Origin of the sequence: Providencia sp. PROV114 (genome assembly GCF_032704305.1) — a bacterium.
Taxonomy (GTDB): domain Bacteria; phylum Pseudomonadota; class Gammaproteobacteria; order Enterobacterales; family Enterobacteriaceae; genus Providencia; species Providencia rettgeri.
The window spans coordinates 1,874,513-1,897,030 of the sequence record NZ_CP120528.1; the positions used below are offsets into that span (position 1 = coordinate 1,874,513).

Sequence of the window (22,518 nt, forward strand, 5' to 3'; positions counted from 1 at the left end):
TATTTAGAGGTATGTTGAAAATGAGAAGAGGGTAATTGATTATGCGCAACAAATAAAAAATGATAGAATAATGATTCTCATTATCACCATTCTATCTGTGGAATTAAACAATTGATTGATATAAATACCAAAAAGCTGACTCGATTCATTTGGTGGAAAAAATGATTTGACGAATGTGATCGTAGTCATAATAATCAACTAAATTGATGTGAATCAATATTTGGTATTACCAATAGACCACTCATGATATTCTAGTTGGTATGGAAGGAGCTGTGGCTAATTATTGTTATATAAGGCTTTTCTAGATGAGAAGCCTTAAATAACATTAATATATTTTGTTTCGAGGGATTTATGACCTTATCTCAACCCAAAATCATCGTTGTAGGCGGCGGTGCTGGTGGATTAGAACTGGCAACACGTTTAGGCCGTAAGTTGGGCCGTAAGAAACGTGCACAAATTACGTTGGTTGACCGCAACCCGAGTCATTTATGGAAACCGCTATTGCATGAAGTTGCGACAGGTTCTTTAGATGATGGCGTCGATGCGATAAGCTATCTGGCTCATGCTCGCCATAATGCGTTCAATTTCCAACTGGGTTCACTAACGAATATTGACCGTGAAAATAAAACAGTCGTTCTCGGTGAACTTTATGATAAGCATGGTGAATTATTAGTTCCTTTGCGTGAGCTTGAGTACGATATTTTAGTCATGGCATTAGGCAGTACTTCGAATGATTTTGGTACACCGGGTGTTAAAGAACATTGTATTTTCCTAGATAACCCACACCAAGCGCACCGTTTTCACGATGAAATGTTAAATCTATTTTTACGTTATTCAGTACGCGATAACGCAGAAGAGAGCGTTAATATTGCCATTGTTGGGGGGGGAGCTACGGGGGTTGAGTTATCTGCTGAACTCTATAATGCGGTTGAGCAATTAACCAGCTATGGTTTTAAAGGGTTAGACACAGATGCACTGAATGTCACATTAGTTGAAGCAGGCGAGCGTATCCTACCCGCTTTACCTCCGCGAATTTCAAGTGCCGCACACCAAGAACTTAATAAGCTAGGTGTAAATGTATTGACGAAAACTATGGTAACCAGTGCTGATGCAGATGGTTTGAATACGAAAGAAGATGGTAAAATTCATGCAGACCTAATGGTTTGGGCAGCAGGGATTAAAGCACCTGATTTCATGAAAGATATCGCTGGATTAGAAACAAACCGTATTAACCAATTGGTAGTAAAGCCGACATTGCAAACGTCTCGTGATGATATGATTTTTGCTATTGGCGATTGCGCATCTTGTGCTAAGCCAGAAGGGGGCTTTGTTCCACCAAGAGCACAGTCAGCCCACCAAATGGCCAGCCTTTGTTATGACAATATTGTTGCTTTAATGAAAGGCAAACCTTTAAAAGAGTATGTATATAAAGACCATGGCTCATTAGTTTCACTATCTCGATTTAGTACAGTTGGTAGCTTAATGGGGAATTTAATGCGTGGGGATATGATGGTAGAAGGGCGAATTGCGCGTTTTGTATACATTTCTTTATATCGTATGCACCAAATTGCATTACATGGTTACATTAAGACAGGGCTAATGATGCTTGTTGGCAGTATTAACAGAATTATTCGACCAAAGTTAAAACTGCATTAATCTACGAGTAGTTACTGGTTTAATTTGGTTTGATGATCGCCATGCACCTGTGTATTTATATAACAGGTGCATGTTTTTTTGTATTTTATAATGATAAATAGGTATGCTAATAAAGTATATTAACTGAATCTGTCAAGGTTTATTTATGTTAAATATTACTTGGAAAAACTATTTAGATCAAATTTAAGAGATTGAATATCGATTATATTGCCACTATTACTTATATATTCTATTTAAATGAAATTAAAAACTACAAATTAATATATATTGAGTCAATATAATTTAGCTTACCTTAAGTTTAAAATAATTTAAGTATAAATGTATTTATATAACGAAAAGTTATCATGGAAATCACTCCATCTATCTTATTGATTATTAATTATAAAATAACGCATTCAATTGAGGTGATATGTGAAGTTGCACTAATGGTGAAACTTATGGTTTCTAATACAGTTATAATAAATACTTGTTTTGATGATAAATTAAGATAATTCCAAAAAACAATACAAATAGTACGTAATTATCGAATTATTTTAGATTGTGGTTACAATAGATGCGGCATATTTTAATAAGGGTTAATACAATGAAGCTAAAATTTAAGTTGTTATTAGCAACTGTAGTGGCATTCGTTATTGTATTGCTCGTGACTTTATTCAACCAAGAACCTGAAACGAAATTGGCGACAGTGTTATCTGTCGAGCCGATCAAAGCTAATCGCCTTGTTGAGTACCAAAATTGTACAGTAACAGGAGTCTTAGGCACGTTTAACCAACAATCCCTTTCTCGGTTTCATCCTGCACAAAGCGAATGCAAAATGATTTTCATGATTGAAGCATTACAAGGGAAAGGCTTTCCATCTCTGTTTGATATGCAAAATCAAACCTGTGTTAACACACAAAAAATGGAATTAGTTATTGTTGGATATGACGTCGTTTACCAAATTGATAAAAGCATTGGGAAAGTTAGAACATCCTATGAACCATCAATGTTTATTCCTTTGGATGACAAAGGGCGCTTAGTGCTAACATCATCTAATTCAGTGTGTGAAACCATGCGCAGTGATATAAAAGAATTATTACCATTTTATTGTTTGCAACAAAATGAATTGCCAATCACCAGAAACTCATCAACAATCTTAGAACTGCAACCGAACAAAAATACATTTGGCTTTATGGAATAATAATTATATAAAAATTATAGAGATAAAAGGCTACACGAAAGTAGCCTTTTATCATTTTATAGCTTTAAACCTAGATAATTTGGTGTTCTTCAAATCCGATAAGTAACTGCTTAATAAATTCTAGTCGAGAGGCTCGTTCTGTTAAATCGTGGAAAAATTTTAGTCGAACAGGGCCATCTAACCGATAAGTTTGTGGCTGGTTTTGTAATAAGCTGATTAAGAAACTTGGATCGACTTTATTTTTATCACCAAATTCAATAAAACCACCTTTTTCATGGGCTTCAATACGTTTAATACCAAGGGATTGCGCTTGTAATCGAATAGCTGCGTTAGCTAACAGGAATTTACCTGCGTCAGGTAAGCTGCCAAAGCGGTCGATTAGCTCTGTACGCAATTCATCGAGCTCCTGACTATTTTTAGCACTGGCTATTCGTTTATAGAAAGATAAGCGAATGTTCACATCGTGAATATAGTCGTCTGGCAGCAGAACAGGCATGCGTAATTCAACTTCGGTTTGTTGGCTAGTTAAATCTTCCAATGAAGGCTCGCGCCCCTCTTTTAGCGCATCAACAGCACTTTCTAGCAGTTCCATATAGAGGGTAAAACCAATCGTGGTCATTTGGCCACTTTGATCTTCACCAAGTAATTCACCTGCACCGCGAATTTCTAAATCGTGAGTTGCTAGAGCAAACCCCGCACCTAAATCCTCCAGTGAAGAAAGGGCTTCAAGGCGTTTATGAGCATCAGTGGTCATCGCTTTTGGATGTGGTGTGAGCAAGTATGCATAAGCTTGGTGGTGAGAACGTCCTACTCGGCCACGCAGTTGATGGAGTTGAGCTAACCCGAAATGGTCAGCACGCTCAATAATAATAGTATTCGCTGTTGGTATATCAATACCCGTTTCAATAATTGTAGTGCATATCAATACATTAAAACGTTGATGGTGGAAATCCGTCATAACGCGCTCTAATTCACGTTCACGCATTTGACCATGGCCAACAACAAAGCGTGCCTCAGGAACTAACTCTTCAAGGCGTGCCTTTGCCTTTTCAATGTTTTCAACATCATTGTAAAGGTAATAAACTTGGCCGCCACGTAAAGTTTCTCGTAAAATTGCTTCACGGACAACTAAGTCATCATATTGGCGAACAAAGGTTTTCACAGCCAAACGGCGAGCTGGTGGTGTGGCGATAATCGATAAATCACGCATGCCACTCATGGCCATGTTAAGAGTACGAGGGATCGGTGTGGCTGTCAGTGTTAGGATATCAACGTCTGCACGCATAGCTTTGATACGTTCTTTATGGCGGACACCAAAGCGGTGCTCTTCATCGACGACGAGTAAGCCTAGATCTTTCCATACTAAGTCACTTTGCAGTAACTTATGGGTACCAATTAGAATATCAACTTTACCTTCAGCAGTTTGTGCAATAATTTGTTGTTGCTCTTTCGCTGTTTTAAAGCGTGATAACATTTCGATGCGGACAGGCCAGTTAGCAAACCTATCTTTAAAATTATCGTAATGCTGTTGGGCAAGTAGTGTCGTGGGCACTAAAACGGCAACTTGCTTGTTATTATTAATAGCCAAGAATGCGGCTCGCATTGCCACTTCGGTTTTACCAAAGCCTACATCGCCACAAACCAATCGGTCCATAGCTAAGGGTTGGCACATATCGCTGAGAACGGCATTGATAGCGACTTCTTGGTCAGGTGTCGTTTCGAAAGGAAAGCCTTGGCAAAATTCTTGGTATTGTTGTTTATCATGCTTGAAAGCAAAGCCCGCTTTAGCTGCACGTTGTGCATAGATATCAAGAAGTTCAGCCGCAACATCGCGCACTTTTTCTGCGGCTTTTTGACGGGCTCGCCCCCAGCTATCACTACCTAATTTATGCAATGGGGCGTTTTCATCAGCGCCACCCGCATAACGGCTAATTAAATGGAGTGAAGAAACTGGAACATACAGTTTATCATTGCCTGCATAGGTTAAAATTAAATATTCAGCTTTAATACCACCCGCTTCTAAGGTAATCAAACCTTGGTAACGACCTACACCGTGTTCAATATGAACAACGGGTTGCCCAGGGCGCAATTCAGCTAAATTGCGAATGAGGGTATCTGTATTAATGGTGCGGCGATTATCTGTTCGGCGGCGAACAATTCGCTCCCCAAGTAAATCACTTTCGCAAATTAATGCCCTATGGATATCGGATTGAATAAAGCCATGCTCAGCGGCCCCAATCGTGATGGCAAATCGGCTGTCAGTAGGGTGAGTATAGCTTTGAATAATATCAGGCCGAATTTTTAAACGTGCTAAGAGCTCGGTAACAGTTTCACGCCGGCCTTCACTTTCCACAGAAAAGACGATAGTTCCATCAAACTGTTCAGTAAACTGCCGCAATTTTTCGAGCGGTGTTTTACTTTGCCCCTGTGTGCTGATATCCGGTAATGGCAGGTAATCTAAATTGGTATTTGCCGCTTTTTTGGGCAGAGACTCGGGTGATAATTGAATACGAGGCCATTTTTTTAACGATTGATTCAGTTGTTCAACAGTTAGCCATAGCTCTGAAGGTGGGAGCAATGGGCGCATTGGGTCGACACCACGGCTTTCATACCGCTGCTGAGTATCAACCTGAAAGCGTTCAGCCGCTTCTTGTAAGCTCTGCGAAACAATTAAACTTGATGGTGGTAAATACTCAAATAACGATGGCAGTGGCTGCGCGAAGAATAAAGGCTGCCAATACTCTATACCTGTTGGTAAGGTATTCTTACTGACCTGCTGGTAAATATGTTCTGGATCACGGCGAACTTCAAAGCGCTCGCGCCATTGGCTGCGAAAACGTTCAATAGCGTCTTTATCGGTCGGAAATTCATGAGCTGGCAGTAAATTAATTTGTTCTACTTCTTCGAGTGTTCTTTGCGAGTCAACGTCAAAAGTTCGCAAGCTATCAATTTCATCATCGAAGAAATCAATACGAAATGGCAATGAACTTCCCATAGGAAATAAATCGAGTAAAGCGCCACGTGTGGCATATTCACCATGTTCTAAAACTTGTTCTACATGGCGATAACCAGCGTTATCGAGTTCATTACGTAAGTTATCTCGGGAAAGTTTGTCACCTTTTGCCATCACTAAGGCATGGCTGGTTAAAAAGTCAGCAGGACAGACTTTTTGCATCAGTGTATTGACGGGAAGAATTAACGCGCCTTTTTGTAAACTGGATAAGCGGTACAGTGTCGATAAACGATGAGAAATAATTTCCTGATGGGGAGAGAAATTGTCATATGGCAATGTTTCCCAGTCAGAAAGTGTCTCTATAGGGTGTTTTGTAAACTGTTGAATTTCATCTCTTAAACGTAATGCATTTTGCATATCACGTGTCACGATGATAACAGGCCCTTGATGACGTTGTATTATTTCTCCACATTCAAGTGCACCAGCCGCCCCGATAAGGCAACCTAAATGGCGAACATCGCCACTACGACTAGGGAGTTCATAACGAAATTTTGACAACATAGAAATCTTCGGTATCTCACAGCGGTTAGTAAGCAGTTAAACAAGAGTTAGCACAAATATAGCCAATTTTTGTACGAAAAATAGTTAAGTTAATTAATGGATAGTTAAACTACAAAATTCGTAACAAAACAATCAGTTTTAACTCGTAATTCGTCTGAAAGTCAGACAAAAAGGCATTCAAAACAGAAAAAAAACCATCGAGTGGTTCCATTCATCAATCGTACCCTTTATTATCGCTGAACACTTCGCTTTGGCAACAGGGGCATCATAGATTTCATGCACCAATCTGTCTCATTATTTATAGGCCTACGTTATTTACGTGGGCGTGCTGCGGATAAATTTGGGCGTTTCGTTTCCAGTTTATCTGCTATTGGTATCACACTGGGGGTTGCGGCATTGATAACCGTCACTTCAGTGATGAATGGGTTCGAGCGATCTTTACAAGATAGCATACTTGCTTATATGCCGCAGGCAATTTTAACATCTGCCTCTGGAAATATAGACCCAGCAAAGTATCCAATAACTGGTCTACAACATTTAAACGGTGTCAGCCATATCGCACCTATTGTGCAATCTGACGTGGTATTACAAAGCCGAACCAATGTTGGCGTTGGCGTCATGGGGGGGATTGAACCTGAAGAACCTTCTCTGTTATTGGATAAACTGGTTGTTGGGCAACGCAGTGACCTTAAAGAAGGCAGTTATAATGTTTTTCTGGGGAATAAACTTGCAGAAACGCTCGGGGTAAAACGTGGTGATGAAGTTCGCTTAATTATACCTGGGGTGAGTCAACTAACACCAATGGGGCGCATTCCTAGCCAGCGCCTATTTACTGTGGCGGGTATTTTCCAAACAAATGGGGAAGCGGATACAAGTGAACTTGTCGTAGCACAACAAGATGCCGCACGCATGTTACGTTATCCTACAGGGCATATTACTGGGTGGCGTTTATATTTGGATGAGCCCCTAAAGGTTGATGTTCTAAGTCAGCAAGCGTTGCCGAATGGCTTAGTATGGAAAGATTGGCGAGAGCGTAAAGGGGAGTTTTTCCAAGCCGTTCGCATGGAAAAAAATATGATGGGCTTATTGCTCAGTTTAATTATTGCGGTGGCGGCATTCAACATTATTACTTCACTATCATTGTTAGTGATGGAAAAACAAGGTGAAGTCGCTATTTTAAAAACCCTTGGCCTCAAACGTTGGCGAATTTTAATGATTTTTATGATCCAAGGCGCTGGAGCGGGGGTGATTGGTTCACTCATTGGCACAATATTAGGTACGATACTTTCTAGCCAACTGAATGTCATTATGCCGCTGATTGGTTTATTACCAAAAGGTGTCTCTTTACCGATTGTGCTTGATTACTCTGGTATTTTAATTATTGCACTTAGTGCAATGCTGATTTCTCTGCTGGCAACGCTTTATCCTTCTTGGCGTGCAGCAGCGGTTCAACCTGCTGAGGCGTTACGTTATGAATAAACAACCACTTCTGGTCTGTGAAAATTTAAGTAAAACATATCAGGAAGGGACATTGTCGACGCAAGTGTTGAAAAATGTCAGTTTTTCCATGGGGCTGGGGGAAATGATGGCCATCGTGGGAAGTTCTGGTTCGGGTAAAAGTACCTTATTACATTTACTGGGTGGGTTAGATACTCCTTCAGAAGGGAATGTTATCTTTCGTGGCCAGCATATTAATCAATTATCTTCAGATGAGCGAGCTGCTATTCGTAATAAAGATTTAGGTTTTATTTATCAATTTCATCACCTTTTACCGGATTTTACCGCCCTTGAAAATGTGGCGATGCCTTTATTAATTGGTGGTATTGCGAAAGAAACTGCATTTTCGAAAGCCACTGAAATGCTAGAAGCAGTTGGACTAGCGCATCGGGCGGGGCATCGTCCTTCTGAATTATCAGGAGGGGAGCGCCAGCGTGTTGCTATTGCAAGGGCGTTAGTGAATGAGCCTGCACTGGTTTTAGCGGATGAGCCTACAGGTAACCTTGATTTACGTAATGCAGATGCCATTTTTGAATTGTTGGGGGAATTAAACCGAACACAGCGGACTGCATTTTTAGTGGTCACCCATGATATGACACTGGCTCGCCGGTTATCTCGCCAATTGGAAATGCGTGATGGGCATTTGCAGCAGGATATTACCTTGGGGGCGCGGTAATGTATAAGTTGCCTCTTTCACTACTCACAGCGCTGCGTTTCAGCCGTGGTCGCCGCCGAACAGGGATGGTTTCGTTAGTTTCGATAGTTTCAACGTTGGGTATTGTTCTTGGGGTTGCGGTATTAATTATTGGTTTGAGCGCGATGAATGGCTTTGAACGCGAATTAAATAACCGTGTGTTATCTGTTGTTCCCCATGGGCAAATTTATGCTGTTAAACCACCCTATAAGGATTTGGAGTTTGCTGAACAAGTTATCCGGAAAACGCCAGGGGTTGAAGGCGTTAGCCCTTACATTAACTTTACAGGGTTACTTGAGCGTGGTGCAAATTTAAAAGCAATCCAAGTGATGGGGGTTTCACGAGAAACTCAGCCACAAGTCAGTGCATTACCACAATTCATTCTTAATGATGCTTGGCAGCATTTTGAAGCGGGCAAACAATCGATTATTTTAGGCCAAGGTGTGGCTGATGCATTAAATGTGAAAGTTGGGGATTGGGTGACAATCATGATCCCAAATACCGATGCCAGCTTAAAGATTCAGCAGCCTAAGCGTATTCGTGTACAAGTGACGGGTATTTTTAAGCTTAGTGGCTTGCTTGATCACCAGCTAGCACTCGTTCCTCTCGCTGATGCACAAGAATATCTCGACTATGGTGATGGTGTGACGGGATTTGAAATCAAAGCCACAGACCCATTTATTGCCGATCAAGTCGTTTATGATGCAGGCTTGAAAACTATGCATCATGTTATTGTAAAAAGTTGGATAGGTGATTATGGTTATATGTACAATGATATCCAAATGGTTAGAAGTATCATGTACTTAGCTATGATATTGGTGATTGGCGTTGCGTGTTTTAATATTGTTTCTACTCTTGTTATGGCGGTTAAAGATAAAAGTAGTGATATCGCGGTATTGCGCACCTTAGGGGCAAAAGATAGGCAGATTCGTGCTATTTTCTTATGGTATGGTTTGTTGGGTGGGCTGGTTGGTTCTCTGATTGGTGCTGTACTTGGGGTCGTCATATCTTTAAATTTAACACCAATGATTAAGGTTATAGAGGCTATTGTTGGTCATCCAATTTTATCGGGTGATGTCTATTTTATTGACTTTTTACCTTCTGAATTGCATGTCATGGATGTGGTTTATGTTTTAATTACAACCATTGTATTAAGCTTACTAGCCAGTTGGTATCCTGCTCGCCGAGCGAGTAAGTTAGACCCTGCACGTATTCTCAGTGGGCAATAGTTATTAGGGTTAGAGAGCCAATGATTTTTAGGGTATAAATCCAAAAATTTATTGGCTCTTTATATAATCACTGTGCTGTTAAAAACATTTGTTTATAACTACGAGTTTCTACCATCGCTTCTGTAAAACCATACTGTTTGGCGGTCGCCATCAACGTTTGATATAAACTATCCAGTAAGTCCTGCTCATCAGTCATAATGGCAAACTCAGCAAACCAGCCGATCCCACTCAAGAGATCAATTGTGATGTGGATATCATTCAGAAAATAAATGCTTCTTATTTTAGTTGTGGTTAAGTAGCAATGATATCCCAATGTCGTTAACATGTTTTGCACATGGTTGCAGTCATCAATATTAATGGCTTTGCATTCAGAAGCTCCAGGGCCTTTGACTATCCACAACTTTATGCCTGATGGCACCATTTCACGTACGCACATACTGACGTCCTTGTCAGCCAGCGGTGAATGTAGGTTTTCATAGAAATAATCTGTCTCTGTATTATTTTCCGTAAATGGCTCAGCTAAATCGGCTCTTATTTTGTGTAAGAAGGTGTCGGGATCCGATAATTGAAATTTAATTTCAGCTTCATATTTACCGACAAAATGTTGGCTCATGTAGAGTTCCTTGGTACTAGTCTTTTAGACTATTGATGGTAACACAAAGCAGAAATCGACGAGGGAGATAAAGATGAAATTAGTGAATAGATAAGTGCCTAGATGTTTAAATTAGGCACTTTGAGTGTAAATTTTACCGTTTATTTCTTGGTCATTTTATCTAGATAGCCCATCACAAATGCAGATAATACAAAGGTTAAATGGATGATGACATACCACATCAGTTTGTCATTTGAGACGCTTTTTAAGTCCATGAAGATTTTTAATAGGTGAATAGAGGAAATTGCCACAATGGAGGCCGCGACTTTATTTTTTAATGATGATGCGTCCATTTTACCTAGCCAGCCTAGTTTTTCACTGCTGTCAGGGATATCCATTTGGGAGACAAAGTTCTCATAACCTGAAAACATTACCATCACCAATAAACCACCGACTAATGCCATATCAATCAATGATAATAGCGTCAAAATTAAGTCTGCTTCAGGAATTGAAAGGATATTTGGCAAAATATGGTATAGCTCTTGAAAGAACTTAATGGTTAAAGCCAATAGTGTCAGTGAAAGCCCAAAATAGATAGGCGCTAAAATCCAACGTGAAGCATACATTGCTCTTTCAAAAAACTTTTCCATGAAATCCCTTGTAGTGGTGAGTTAATAACACAGTAAAATCTGCGAGGCATATTTTAGCGGTAGCGCGAGTGAAGAAGAAAGGTTTTTTTATTGTTTTATCATTGTGGAAGTTTTATGGCGTATTTATGAAATAAAGATGTCATTTTTATGAATAAAAAGTGACAAAATCGATACCTTCGATATTTTTATTTGCATTCAGCAAGATGATGCGTTTTAGTATGTTAACATTTAGATAATGTCATCAGTTATGGTAAGGAAATAGTTAGTCTGCCAATAAAATAAGTACTTGGAGCTTGATTATTTTAATAATTTCACACAATCAGCATTTCTAAATTCATGTCATAATGACATGGTAAAAAGCAGTTAATATTTAATATGATATAAATTTATTGGTTATATGGATGAAAGGAAGCTTTGATGTTGCGATTTCGTTATAGGTTAAAAAAAGCTCGCAAGAATAAATGTATACGCCGCCAGCGACTTCGCAATCGGTCTTTTTATATAGATAATAGATTGGATAACATGAAAAAGGTCAATATTGTCGTTTTAACAGGAGCGGGTATTTCAGCTGAATCTGGGATCCAAACATTCCGTTCTGCGGATGGATTATGGGAAGAGCATCGCGTTGAAGATGTGGCAACACCTGAAGGTTTCGAACGTAACCCTGAATTAGTACAACGTTTTTATAATGAACGGCGTCGGCAGTTACAGCAAGAAAATATTAAGCCTAACGCCGCTCACTATGCACTTGCTCAGCTTGAAGAGCTTTTTGGTGACCGCTTTTTGTTAATTACGCAAAATATAGACAACTTGCATGAAAGAGCGGGAAGTCAGCGAGTTATCCATATGCATGGTGAACTATTAAAAGTTCGCTGCAACTGGTCAAATCAAGTATTGGAATGGAAAGGGGATTTATCTGCCGATGACCGCTGTCATTGTTGCCAGTTTCCTCAGCCGCTCAGACCCCACATTGTTTGGTTTGGTGAAATGCCAATTGGAATGGATTATATTTATCAATCCCTTGAATCTGCGACTATTTTTATTTCAATTGGGACATCTGGTCATGTATACCCTGCGGCAGGTTTTGTTCATGAGGCTAAATTACATGGGGCACATACGGTCGAACTTAATTTAGAGCCTAGCCAAGTGGAAAGTGAGTTTGATGAGAAACACTATGGTTTAGCCAGCAAAGTCGTTGTTGAATATATCAATAAGCTTATTACAGAGTTACAGGTTAAAAATACAGCGCAATAAGCTTTCAATACATAATAATATAAGGGGAAACGTATTGTTTTCTCTTATAGGTTAGACATTTGTATCCATCATGGCCGGCATCGTAATCTCTTTGACGCAGGTTGCATTGCTCGTACTGGTGATAAAGCGTACGGCATTGACAACATCTTGTAATGGGATTAGCTGTCCATTACTTTTTTCAATGACTTCGTCGGCAGGAACCGTTAATGGGTATTCAGTTGCTAGATAACCTAAGTTTATGACTGATATTGCTATTTTATCTTCACGCAGTGTTTCTCTTAATGACTGTGCTATGCCTCTGAGGGCATATTTCGTGGCGGAAAAGGCGACTTCTTTGCCATTATGGTTATCTAGGCCCCATGTGGAACCGATCAATATAATCTTGCTATTTTTCGCTAAACGTAAATTGGGTAATAGTGCTTTTAAATTTAATAAACAAGCACTGATATTGGTTTGAATCATATTGAGCAGCTCAATGTCATCAGTCGATTCAAATTGGTATTCTTCACTAAAAGCCAGTTTCTCCCAAATACCCACATTATAAATTAAGGTATGAATAGGTTGATCCTGAATAATCTGCTTAATGGCATTCGCGCTATGAATATCATTTAAATCAGCAGGGATCCACGTAAAGTTAATGTGTTCAAAAGGAGGCTTTGAGCGAGACACTCCATAAATATGGTCTGCTTTTTCAGGAAATCCTTCGACCAATGCTTTACCTAAGCCTTTACTAACACCATAAATTAAACATGTTTTTGACATGAATTTTCCTGTTAACGAGTAAAATTTCGTTTTGTTTATTAATTAGCTAATAAATAAAATAATAAGACTTCATATATAGCATACTATTTCAATTTAATGATTGATGATTCGTGTAGTGGGTGAGTGATATTTAACCAAATAAGAGGCAATTAGGTAACAAATAAATAATAACCTACTAATTAATACAATTTGATTATTACCCTTATTTATTATAGGTATTGATTGCCAGTGTAATAGGTAGCTTACAAAAATTACGCTAAAAAATAAATTTCACTAACGATTTCCTGCAAAAAATAGAGAGCATTAACAGGAAAGCTGATTTGAAACAATAATTGAATCTGTGATCTTTCCCATAATATGGACATTGATATTTTAGGGGGAAGGGTATGGACAAACTCTTAGAGCGGTTTTTTGAATATACCGCTTTCGATACACAATCAAAACTAAATGCCAAAACAGTGCCTAGCAGCGCAGGACAGCTAAAGTTTGCTCGTGCATTAGTTAACGAGCTGAATGAATTAGGTTTTGAAAAAATAACGCTTAGCGATCAAGGTTGTGTGATGGCTTATTTACCGTCAAACGTTGATTGGGATGTTCCTACTATTGGGTTTATTTCACATTTAGACACAGCACCTGATTTTTCAGGTAAAAATGTGAGTCCACAAGTACTCGAAAATTATCGAGGGGGAGATATCGCGTTAGGTATAGGTGATGAAGTGTTATCCCCAGTGATGTTTCCAGTGCTGCATGAAATGATTGGCAAAACCCTCATCATGACCGATGGCAAAACCTTACTCGGTGCCGATGATAAAGCGGGTATCGCAGAAATAATTACAGCTCTAGTACGTTTAAAGGGTAAGAACATTCCTCATGGTAAAATCTGTCTTGCATTTACCCCTGATGAAGAGATAGGGCGTGGGGCTCGTCATATCGATTTTAAACAATTTGATGCATTGTGGGCCTATACCGTCGATGGTGGTGGTGTTGGTGAGTTAGAGTATGAAAATTTTAATGCAGCTAACGTTTCTATTAAAATTGTTGGCAATAACACGCATCCCGGTACAGCTAAAGGCGTAATGGTGAATGCATTAGGGCTAGCGAACCGTATTCATTCGATGTTACCACCTGATGAAACACCTGAAAACACCGAAGGTTATGAAGGCTTTTATCATTTAACATCGTTAAAAGGGACAGTAGAAAAGGCAGAATTGAATTATATTATTCGTGATTTTGACTTAGCGGGCTTTGAAGCTAGGAAGAAAAATATCATTCGAATTGCTGAAAAAGTTGGTGAAGGGTTACATCCAAGCTGCTATATCGAACTGACACTTGATGATACCTATTATAATATGCATAAAGAGGTCATGAAGTACCCACATGTTATTGAATTAGCAAAGCAAGCAATGCTTGATTGTGGTATTGAGCCAATTATCCAACCCGTCCGGGGTGGTACTGACGGTGCGCAGCTTTCACATCGTGGTTTACCGTGCCCAAATATTTTCACAGGTGGCTATAACTTCCATAGTAAACATGAATTTATAACACAAGAGGGTATGGAGCAGGCAGTTAGTGTGATCATGCGTATTGCGGAATTAACGGCTATTCACGCAAGGCAATCATGATATTTCATGATAAACAAGCGTGCTTATAACAATAAGCACGCGTAAATTTGCTATTGAAATAATACAGAAACGCCACTAAGCGCCAGTAAAACACCCATGACTAAATTAAAGCGTTTTAATGTCTTAGGTTGTTTTAGCTTTTCTCTTAATTTACTGCCAAACATCGCCCAAATAGCAACACATGGCCAGTTGATGGCCGCAAATATAACGGCAACCTGTACCATTGATAAATAGGGGGCGTTTATATTGGTATACATCGCCATTCCTGAAATAGCCATCATCCATGCTTTAGGGTTTATCCATTGAAATAATGCTGCTTCTAAGAAAGTTAGCGGCTTAATTTCCTGGTTATTTGATTGTGCAACTGAATGGCTAATAGTCGTTTTCCATGCAAGCCAGAACAAATAAATAATTCCAAAATATTTTAATACTGAATAAGTTATAGGGGATGATTGGATCAATGCCCCGACTCCTAGCCCGACAGCAAACAGCATAATAAGAAAACCAATTGATACCCCAAATGAATGCGGTAATGTCTTGCTAAATCCAAAATTAATGCCTGAAGCAAGTAACATAATATTATTTGGACCTGGCGTTATGGATGTTACAAAGGAAAACAATGATAAAGCTAAAAGTGTTTCTAAGTTCATATTGTTATCATCTTTAAAATGGATAATTAATGCTGCGTGAGAATGATAATAGTGAAGTAAAAATAGTTTAGGGTTGAATTAAAGAATGTGCTTTATCTTTGCGTGCTTACGGGCACGTAAGGATCATAATATGAGTATGTAATTGGGAAATAAAATATATAAAAAAATAAATAAGTTAGTTATTAATAAGGGGGGGTAATTGGCAATTTGCGGTTTTCATCAATAGGGAGGAGAGCCTTGTCATATTATACTGAGAATATTATTTTTAATAAAAGGCCCATAATTAATGAGCCCTTACACAAAATACAAATTTAATATTAAAGGTATTGATTAATCATCAAAATACCAATAACCATTATTGACGAGTGCGGTAAGCAGTGCGATAAAATTAACGTCATCAATGGCATCAGCTAAAATTTGGCTATTAACGGCATCATAACGACATAAGCTATCAGCAGCCTCATAACACTCGGTTTCTAAGCATTCTCCATTAACAAAAAATTGGTCGCCAACGCGCAATGCTCTGAGACCATTTAATTTGTATAAGGTTTCTTGCTGAGTTTTCAGTAAATCATAAATTTCTTCTTGCTCATAAGGTGGTTCAGGTGGAGCAATGTCTAATTCATGACGTGATTGTGAGATAAACTCACCTAGCCATTTACGAAATAGCTCAGGGTCATTAATCAGTGATTCCATCATTTCGCGCAGTTTAATTTGTTCACCTTGCAAGATCTCAGCAGGGTTATCACGGAATGATAAATCAGGATCGCTATAACGATAACTGCCTAAGTCATTAGAAATTAGGTGATCGGCAAAACTACTGAGCAGCTCACGAGTATTTGGGGCACGGAAACCAACTGAGTAATTTAATGAAGGCTCAATGGCGTAACCTTCATGTGGAAACCCAGGTGGAATATATAAAATATCGCCGGGTTCCATTTCTTCGTCGATGATGGCGTCAAAAGGTTGAACTTGTAGTAAGTCAGGGTGCGGGCAATGTTGTTTCATTGGGATTTTTTCACCCACTCGCCAATGACGACGGCCTTCACCTTGAATAATAAACACATCGTATTGGTCTAGGTGAGGACCTACACCACCGCCGGGGACTGAGTAGGAAATCATTAAGTCGTCCATCCGCCAGTCCGAAAGGACGCGAAATGGTTTCATTAATGCAGAGCTTGGATGATGCCAGTGGTCAACTGCTTGAACTAAAATAGACCAATTCTCTTCGCCAAGGTGGTCATAGCTTTCAAATGGTCCGTGACCAACCTGCCAAATCCCTTCTTTATGGCTAACCAAACGGCTATCAACCTCATCTTCCATCGCCAAACCTGCAAGTTCATCAGGCGAGATAGGATCAATAAAATTTGCAAACCCTTTTTTGATAAGCAGTGGGCGCTTCTGCCAGTGACTGTCGAGGAAACTCTGCCAGTCGAGATTTAGTTTGTAATCCATCTTATTGTCCCTTGGAGCTGCTAAGTATTGCTAATCAGTTTATTACAATATACCCGGTTCCAATACTGCAAAATGACCTATATGTGTGTAATGGTATGCTGTTAAATAAACTTTCTGAGAAACGGGTATTAAAGGTTTATCTTGAGAGTGAACCAAGTACATTACCCTAAATTACTATTTATAAAACACTTCATAAATAGTATACCGGAAATGGTTTGTAAAATAGGGGACAAGTGGACGCATATCACAGATTAACTATCTTCAATCATAGATTGCTGCCTAAATGTGACGGATAAACGAGCACCACCAAGCGGGCTGTCACTAATTGTGATATCTCCCTCGTATTGGTCGATAATATCCACTGCAATGGACAAACCTAAACCTTGACCTGGACGAAGGGTGTCTGCACGTTGCCCACGAAGGAAAATCAAACTACGTTTGCTTTCGGGCACGCCTGGGCCATCATCATCAACAACCAATGTTAAGCTATCAGTTCCGGCAATAGCACTAACTTCGACGAATTCAAGGCAATATTTACACGCGTTTTCCATGATATTACCCATCACTTCCATAAAGTCATTTGGTTGACCCAGCCAAGTTGTTTCAGGAGAAACATTAACCGTAATAGAAACACCTTTGTGTTGGTAAACTTTATGGAGGGCACTCGCAAGGCTGTCTAATATTGATGGAACAGATGAAATTTCGCGCAGCATCATATTTTCATCACCTTGCGTTGATGCGCGGTGCAAATAATAACCCACCTGTTGAGATATACGGCCAATTTGTTCGAGCATGATGGGTTCAGCCTGCTCAATATTCATTTGCTTACCTGAACGAAGAAGCCGCAGTGTTGACTGTAAAACGGCTAAAGGCGTCTTTAAACTGTGTGTTAAATCAGAAAGTGTCGTGCGGTATTTGCTGTAACGCTTACGTTCATTCGTTAATAAAATATTAAGATTACGTACTAGCCCACGAAGCTCATACGGAGGGTTCTCATCCAGTGTATCTCGTTCACCTTTTTCTAAGCTACTTAGTTGTGATACTAATGATTTAATTGGCCGTAGGCTCCAATAGGCCGCTAACCATAATAGTGGGATAACTAAGATTAAGTTAGCTAGTAACACATAACCGAACCACTCCCAAACTAAACCCGTATTTTGTAAGTCTTGTGGTAGTGTATCAACAACGACAATGGTGAGCGGAGGCAGGTTTTCACTAGCTGCATATTGATTGACGGACACGGAGTGAGTAAGCGGTTCATCGTCGTTATCCATGTCATCTAATTTTGTGTTGAATTCGGGGTTGTCATCTAGAAGTTGGCGAGTTTCGCGAATGTCTGTATCAATTTCATATAAGCCTTCTTTTTTAAGCCAGTCATTACGGATCAGCCGTTCAACGCTAGGTACATCACGTTGGCGCCATAACACGAGCCCTTGTTCATCATAAATAATGACCAAAGTCGGGTTGTTTAACGTGAAATTTGGGGGGACGCGAATGTCAATTTTATGGTTTTGCCATTGGGCTAGGCTATAAATTAAATTACTTTGGCTACGTAATAGGGTGTAAGTGGTTTTATCGAAACTAATCAAATACCCCAAAATCGCGACGATGCCGTAGGATAAGGTGAGTGCCAAGATCACCGCGGATGTTGCACAGAGAAAACGTGCTCGTAGCGAAAGGGGTTTGAACTTAAATTTACGTAGCTTCATGTTAGCCATTCACATCAAAACGGTAGCCTTGACCACGCACTGTGACAATTACATCATCACTATGAAATTGTTGGATTTTTTTTCGTAAACGGCCCATTAAAACATCAATGGTATGACTTTCTCTGAGCTCAGCATCTGGGTAAAGCTGGCGCATTAACGAGTCTTTGCTAACCACTTTCCCATTGTTGCGTAGTAGCGTTTCAATGATAGTGTATTCAAAAGCGGTTAATTTGACGGTTTCGCCATTAACGGTAAATTCTTTGCGTGATAGGTCAATCACGAAATTGCCTAATTCGAGTACTTGTGAAGCAAGACCACTATTTCTGCGCATCAAAGCTTGCATACGGGCGACCAGTTCTTCTAACTGGAAAGGTTTAGTCACGTAGTCATCAGCACCACTGTTTAGCGCTTGTACTTTTTCTTGCCAACTTTCCCGAGCAGTTAATACTAATAGTGGAATATTGACGTGCTCGCTACGCCAGCGTTTGATCATAGAAAGCCCGTCTTCATCAGGTAAGCCCAAATCGACAACTGCGATATCTGGACAGCTTTCGTGTAAAAAGTAATCAGCTTCTTTTGCGTCTTCAGCTGAATCAACCTGATGGCCAAGCTCTTTAAGCTGGACGGTTAAATGGTGACGAAGTAACGCATTGTCTTCGACAATAAGAATACGCATCGGAAACCCTCATATTGAAAAGAGATAGCTACAACTTATCAGATAGTAGCACTAGATACGCTATGGTAAAAAGAGTTCTGAACAACGACAAGGGATTAAGTAAATATAAATCAAACGAAGCGGAAATATAATTTATCTATATTTAGCTTTGAATAGCTTAGTATGATAGATAGAGCAGGGAATTCAAAATGATAATTAAAAAAGGCGACTTATAAGCCGCCTTTTTTGAAACCATGGAAGCTATTTTAGCTCGTCGATGAAAGTGACAGCGTAACCGATGTAGTTTGCAGGCGTCATTTCTTTCAAACGTGCTTTTTCGTGCTCTGGCAGGTCTAAACTATCAATAAATTGTTTCATACCTTCAGCGGTAACACGTTTACCGCGGGTCAATTCTTTGAGCTTTTCATACGGTTTTTCAATACCATAACGGCGCATTACAGTTTGAATTGGCTCAGCCAATACTTCCCAGTTTTGGTCTAATTCATCCAGTAAATGTTGTTCATTCACTTCTAATTTATTCAAACCTTTCATGGTTGATTGATATGCAATCAATGCATAACCTAATCCGACACCGAGATTACGTAATACTGTCGAATCAGTTAAGTCGCGCTGCCAGCGAGAAACAGGGAGTTTGCTAGCTAAATGACCTAAGACGGCATTGGCTAAGCCTAAATTACCTTCAGAGTTTTCGAAATCAATCGGGTTGACTTTGTGTGGCATGGTAGAGGAACCAATTTCACCTGCGATTGTTTTTTGTTTGAAGTGATTTAATGCGATGTAGCCCCAAATATCACGGTCGAAGTCTAACACGATAGTGTTAAAGCGAGCGACGCAATCAAATAACTCAGCAATATAGTCATGAGGTTCAATTTGCGTAGTGAATGGGTTCCATTGAATGCCTAAAGAGGTAACAAAGGTTTCGCTGAATTCGTGCCAGTTAACTTCAGGATAAGCGACCATATGTGCATTATAGTTACCGACTGCGCCATTGATTTTACCTAGAATTTCAACTTGTTGTAGCTGGCGGAATTGGCGCTCTAAACGATAAGCAACGTTCGCAAACTCTTTACCAATGGTGGACGGGGTTGCAGGTTGACCATGAGTACGTGAAAGTAACGGTAAATTGCGGTACTCATGAGCCATTGTTTTGATTTTATCAATGATTTGACGCCATTGTGGCAGCAAGACTTCTTCACGAGCGGTTTTCAGCATTAATGCGTGAGAGAGGTTATTGATATCTTCTGAAGTACAAGCAAAGTGAATAAATTCAGAAACTGCATGAAGAGCAGGGATGTCCGCTACCTTTTCTTTTAGAAAGTATTCTACAGCTTTCACATCATGGTTAGTTGTGCGTTCAATTTCTTTGATACGCATTGCGTCTTTTTCACAGAAGTTCGCGACAACTTCATCCAAGTAAGCGATTGCGTCAGCGGCAAATGCAGGAACTTCTTTGATTTGAGCGGTTGCAGCCAGTTTTTGTAGCCAGCGAACTTCAACTTGTACGCGAAATTTCAGTAAACCAAACTCACTAAAAATAGTGCGTAACGTGCTGACTTTATCACCGTAACGGCCGTCAATCGGGGATACAGCGGTCAGTGAGGATAATTCCATTGGTAGCAACTCCAGATTTAAAGGTGAGACAAAATATCTTTCGCCTGATTAGCCAGACGATTGCGAGAGAACATGAGTTGAATGCGACTTCCACCAACTTGTTGCCAAAGCACTGCGCAGCGAATGCCAGCGAGCAAGGTGGCTCTAACTTTTGCTTGAACGAGTGTGTTTTTTAGGATGTCAGGGGAACCAGTGACCTGAATTCGCGGTCCAGCTGGGCTGACTACATCTACATAAATACCCGCAAGTGCGTTAAACACGCCTTCAGAAAGTGGTTCAAAATAACCCGCTTGGCGTTCAAATTGCTCAATACGTTGGCCCAGCTGGTTCATCGCTTCTTGGTTTTTATTGAGGCGACGTTCAAGCGTCATAATGCTTAACATATATCGCGTCATTTCAGCCGATAAACCACTGTTACCGCCAGTCAGCATTCCTAACATGGCACTGAGGCCCGTCTTTAAATTTTCGGCATCATTACCAAATACATCCAAAGTGGATTTTGGATTCATATTGGTGAGGCTATTGACCATGGTTTCAGTGTCTTTCTCAAGACAAACACCTTCATGTGCGAGTTTTTGAACCATCGCGCTTGCTTGGCAGATACCCGCTAAAGCAAGCGTAATGTCATAATAGTTTTTTGCCACATTTACTCCTGAATACGGGTTTCAATAATACCGCCACCGAGACAAACTTCATCGATATAAAATACAGCGGATTGACCTGGAGTGACAGCCGCGACAGGGTAGTCAAAAGCCACTTCAATGCGATCATCACTTAATGGGGTGATCGTACAAGGGATATCCGCTTGACGATAACGTGTTTTTACTACGCAACGTAGCGGCTCAGTCATGGTTTTCCGGTCAACCCAATGTAATTGCTGAGCAATTAACCCAACAGACATCAAACGAGGGTGTTCATGGCCTTGAGCTACGATAAGAATGTTGTTTTCGACGTCTTTATCGACAACATACCAAGGTTCTTCGGAGCCTTCTTTTGTACCACCGATACCGAGACCTTTTCGTTGACCTAAGGTGTGGTACATCAAGCCTTCATGCTGACCAATTGTTTCGCCATCAACAGTGACGATAGGGCCCGGTTGAGCGGGTAAGTAGCGGCCTAAAAAGTCGCGGAACTTACGCTCACCAATGAAACAGATCCCCGTGGAGTCTTTTTTCTTTGCAGTAACTAAGCCAATTTCTTCCGCAATACGGCGTACTTCAGGTTTTTCGAGTTCACCAACGGGGAAAAGGCTTTTAGCTACTTGTTCGTGGCTCAGAGTATATAAAAAATAGCTTTGGTCTTTGTTGTTATCTAAACCACGTAATAATTGGCTTTTACCATTGATATCACGGCGGCGCACATAGTGACCAGTAGCAATGTAATCTGCGCCTAAATCTTCAGCCGCAAATTCTAAGAAAGCTTTAAACTTGATTTCTTTGTTGCAGAGAATATCTGGGTTCGGTGTGCGGCCTGCTTTGTATTCAGTTAAGAAATGTTCGAAAACATTGTCCCAATATTCAGCAGCGAAATTAATGGTATGAAGTTCAATACCCAGTTTGTCACACACAGCTTGTGCATCGGCAAGGTCAGTAGCAGCTGAACAATATTCTGTGTCGTCATCTTCTTCCCAGTTCTTCATAAACAGACCAGCAACCTGATACCCTTGTTGCTGTAGCAAGTAAGCGGATACAGAGGAGTCAACACCACCGGACATCCCGACGATGACTTTTTTTTGGCTGTTATCTGACATGGTACTATTATTTGACA

Annotated in this window: 18 protein-coding genes; 7 read left to right on the forward strand and 11 right to left on the reverse strand. The window is 40.0% G+C overall.

What is annotated here, in order from left to right:
* The first annotated feature begins 351 nt into the window (after positions 1-351).
* Together P3L37_RS08100 and umoD are read left to right on the forward strand one after the other, a co-directional pair.
* A complete protein-coding gene (locus P3L37_RS08100; protein ID WP_004911786.1) occupies positions 352-1,656 on the forward strand; it encodes an NAD(P)/FAD-dependent oxidoreductase in 1,305 nt (434 codons plus the stop codon).
* 583 nt (positions 1,657-2,239) lie between these two features.
* A complete protein-coding gene (umoD, locus tag P3L37_RS08105; RefSeq protein ID WP_004911784.1) occupies positions 2,240-2,836 on the forward strand; it encodes a UmoD family flagellar biogenesis regulator in 597 nt (198 codons plus the stop codon).
* Between the two features lie 70 nt (positions 2,837-2,906).
* Here umoD and mfd read toward each other — a convergent pair whose 3' ends face one another.
* Positions 2,907-6,350, reverse strand: a complete 3,444-nt coding sequence (gene mfd / locus P3L37_RS08110; RefSeq protein WP_109911605.1) for a transcription-repair coupling factor — start codon at positions 6,348-6,350, stop codon at positions 2,907-2,909.
* A gap of 276 nt (positions 6,351-6,626) precedes the next feature.
* Here mfd and lolC point away from each other — a divergent pair, with 276 nt between their 5' ends.
* From lolC to lolE, 3 genes are read left to right on the forward strand one after another with little or no spacing between them, the layout of a single operon-like run.
* On the forward strand, positions 6,627-7,829 hold the full coding sequence (gene lolC / locus P3L37_RS08115) for a lipoprotein-releasing ABC transporter permease subunit LolC (protein ID WP_004911780.1): 1,203 nt from the start codon (positions 6,627-6,629) through the stop codon (positions 7,827-7,829).
* Positions 7,822-8,523 carry a lipoprotein-releasing ABC transporter ATP-binding protein LolD gene (gene lolD / locus P3L37_RS08120; RefSeq protein ID WP_004911778.1) on the forward strand — a complete coding sequence of 234 codons (702 nt, stop codon included), beginning with the start codon at positions 7,822-7,824 and terminating at the stop codon, positions 8,521-8,523. Before lolC ends, lolD begins: the two co-directional genes overlap by 8 nt.
* Positions 8,523-9,770, forward strand: a complete 1,248-nt coding sequence (gene lolE, locus P3L37_RS08125) for a lipoprotein-releasing ABC transporter permease subunit LolE (RefSeq protein ID WP_109911607.1) — start codon at positions 8,523-8,525, stop codon at positions 9,768-9,770. The genes lolD and lolE overlap by 1 nt, the downstream gene beginning before the upstream one ends.
* Positions 9,771-9,837: 67 nt before the next feature.
* On the opposite strand, the gene P3L37_RS08130 is transcribed toward lolE, so the two are convergent.
* Complete coding sequence (locus P3L37_RS08130; protein ID WP_272667358.1) at positions 9,838-10,383, reverse strand: class IV adenylate cyclase; 546 nt, start codon at positions 10,381-10,383, stop codon at positions 9,838-9,840.
* Positions 10,384-10,523: 140 nt separating this feature from the next.
* Entirely contained in the window at positions 10,524-11,012 is a 489-nt protein-coding gene (locus tag P3L37_RS08135) for a TIGR00645 family protein (protein WP_004911769.1), read from the reverse strand.
* A gap of 420 nt (positions 11,013-11,432) precedes the next feature.
* On the opposite strand from P3L37_RS08135, the gene cobB reads away from it, so the two are divergent.
* Positions 11,433-12,266 (forward strand): Sir2 family NAD+-dependent deacetylase, encoded by an 834-nt coding sequence (gene cobB / locus P3L37_RS08140; protein ID WP_042851854.1) that lies wholly within the window; start codon positions 11,433-11,435, stop codon positions 12,264-12,266.
* 51 nt (positions 12,267-12,317) lie between these two features.
* On the opposite strand, the gene P3L37_RS08145 is transcribed toward cobB, so the two are convergent.
* Positions 12,318-13,028 (reverse strand): SDR family oxidoreductase, encoded by a 711-nt coding sequence (locus tag P3L37_RS08145; RefSeq protein ID WP_110731988.1) that lies wholly within the window; start codon positions 13,026-13,028, stop codon positions 12,318-12,320.
* 386 nt (positions 13,029-13,414) lie between these two features.
* Between P3L37_RS08145 and pepT the strand changes: the two genes are divergently transcribed.
* Positions 13,415-14,650: a peptidase T gene (gene pepT / locus P3L37_RS08150; protein ID WP_004911762.1), complete on the forward strand. Its 1,236-nt coding sequence runs from the start codon at positions 13,415-13,417 to the stop codon at positions 14,648-14,650.
* 50 nt (positions 14,651-14,700) lie between these two features.
* On the opposite strand, the gene P3L37_RS08155 is transcribed toward pepT, so the two are convergent.
* The 7 genes from P3L37_RS08155 to mnmA form a co-directional block, all read right to left on the reverse strand.
* Complete coding sequence (locus P3L37_RS08155; protein ID WP_109911610.1) at positions 14,701-15,300, reverse strand: LysE family translocator; 600 nt, start codon at positions 15,298-15,300, stop codon at positions 14,701-14,703.
* A 330-nt stretch (positions 15,301-15,630) separates the two neighbouring features.
* A complete protein-coding gene (locus tag P3L37_RS08160) occupies positions 15,631-16,755 on the reverse strand; it encodes a cupin domain-containing protein (protein WP_004911758.1) in 1,125 nt (374 codons plus the stop codon).
* Between the two features lie 251 nt (positions 16,756-17,006).
* Positions 17,007-18,464: a two-component system sensor histidine kinase PhoQ gene (gene phoQ, locus P3L37_RS08165; protein ID WP_181937042.1), complete on the reverse strand. Its 1,458-nt coding sequence runs from the start codon at positions 18,462-18,464 to the stop codon at positions 17,007-17,009.
* A 1-nt stretch (position 18,465) separates the two neighbouring features.
* Positions 18,466-19,140 (reverse strand): two-component system response regulator PhoP, encoded by a 675-nt coding sequence (phoP, locus tag P3L37_RS08170; RefSeq protein WP_004911754.1) that lies wholly within the window; start codon positions 19,138-19,140, stop codon positions 18,466-18,468.
* A 240-nt stretch (positions 19,141-19,380) separates the two neighbouring features.
* Entirely contained in the window at positions 19,381-20,751 is a 1,371-nt protein-coding gene (gene purB / locus P3L37_RS08175; RefSeq protein ID WP_222960623.1) for an adenylosuccinate lyase, read from the reverse strand.
* A gap of 17 nt (positions 20,752-20,768) precedes the next feature.
* Positions 20,769-21,395 carry a high frequency lysogenization protein HflD gene (gene hflD, locus P3L37_RS08180; protein WP_004911750.1) on the reverse strand — a complete coding sequence of 209 codons (627 nt, stop codon included), beginning with the start codon at positions 21,393-21,395 and terminating at the stop codon, positions 20,769-20,771.
* Positions 21,396-21,397: 2 nt separating this feature from the next.
* Positions 21,398-22,501: a tRNA 2-thiouridine(34) synthase MnmA gene (gene mnmA / locus P3L37_RS08185; RefSeq protein WP_123381734.1), complete on the reverse strand. Its 1,104-nt coding sequence runs from the start codon at positions 22,499-22,501 to the stop codon at positions 21,398-21,400.
* Positions 22,502-22,518: the final 17 nt, after the last annotated feature.

What these genes read in the sequence shown, in the direction of transcription:
- P3L37_RS08145 (WP_110731988.1), bottom strand. Translation starts at nt 13,028, where the DNA reads ATGTCAAAAACATGTTTAATTTATGGTGTTAGTAAAGGCTTAGGTAAA.
- mfd (WP_109911605.1), bottom strand. Translation starts at nt 6,350, where the DNA reads ATGTTGTCAAAATTTCGTTATGAACTCCCTAGTCGTAGTGGCGATGTT.
- purB (WP_222960623.1), bottom strand. Translation starts at nt 20,751, where the DNA reads ATGGAATTATCCTCACTGACCGCTGTATCCCCGATTGACGGCCGTTAC.
- P3L37_RS08100 (WP_004911786.1), top strand. Translation starts at nt 352, where the DNA reads ATGACCTTATCTCAACCCAAAATCATCGTTGTAGGCGGCGGTGCTGGT.
- P3L37_RS08160 (WP_004911758.1), bottom strand. Translation starts at nt 16,755, where the DNA reads ATGGATTACAAACTAAATCTCGACTGGCAGAGTTTCCTCGACAGTCAC.
- P3L37_RS08155 (WP_109911610.1), bottom strand. Translation starts at nt 15,300, where the DNA reads ATGAACTTAGAAACACTTTTAGCTTTATCATTGTTTTCCTTTGTAACA.
- phoP (WP_004911754.1), bottom strand. Translation starts at nt 19,140, where the DNA reads ATGCGTATTCTTATTGTCGAAGACAATGCGTTACTTCGTCACCATTTA.
- lolC (WP_004911780.1), top strand. Translation starts at nt 6,627, where the DNA reads ATGCACCAATCTGTCTCATTATTTATAGGCCTACGTTATTTACGTGGG.
- P3L37_RS08135 (WP_004911769.1), bottom strand. Translation starts at nt 11,012, where the DNA reads ATGGAAAAGTTTTTTGAAAGAGCAATGTATGCTTCACGTTGGATTTTA.
- umoD (WP_004911784.1), top strand. Translation starts at nt 2,240, where the DNA reads ATGAAGCTAAAATTTAAGTTGTTATTAGCAACTGTAGTGGCATTCGTT.
- mnmA (WP_123381734.1), bottom strand. Translation starts at nt 22,501, where the DNA reads ATGTCAGATAACAGCCAAAAAAAAGTCATCGTCGGGATGTCCGGTGGT.
- phoQ (WP_181937042.1), bottom strand. Translation starts at nt 18,464, where the DNA reads ATGAAGCTACGTAAATTTAAGTTCAAACCCCTTTCGCTACGAGCACGT.
- lolE (WP_109911607.1), top strand. Translation starts at nt 8,523, where the DNA reads ATGTATAAGTTGCCTCTTTCACTACTCACAGCGCTGCGTTTCAGCCGT.
- pepT (WP_004911762.1), top strand. Translation starts at nt 13,415, where the DNA reads ATGGACAAACTCTTAGAGCGGTTTTTTGAATATACCGCTTTCGATACA.
- P3L37_RS08130 (WP_272667358.1), bottom strand. Translation starts at nt 10,383, where the DNA reads ATGAGCCAACATTTTGTCGGTAAATATGAAGCTGAAATTAAATTTCAA.
- lolD (WP_004911778.1), top strand. Translation starts at nt 7,822, where the DNA reads ATGAATAAACAACCACTTCTGGTCTGTGAAAATTTAAGTAAAACATAT.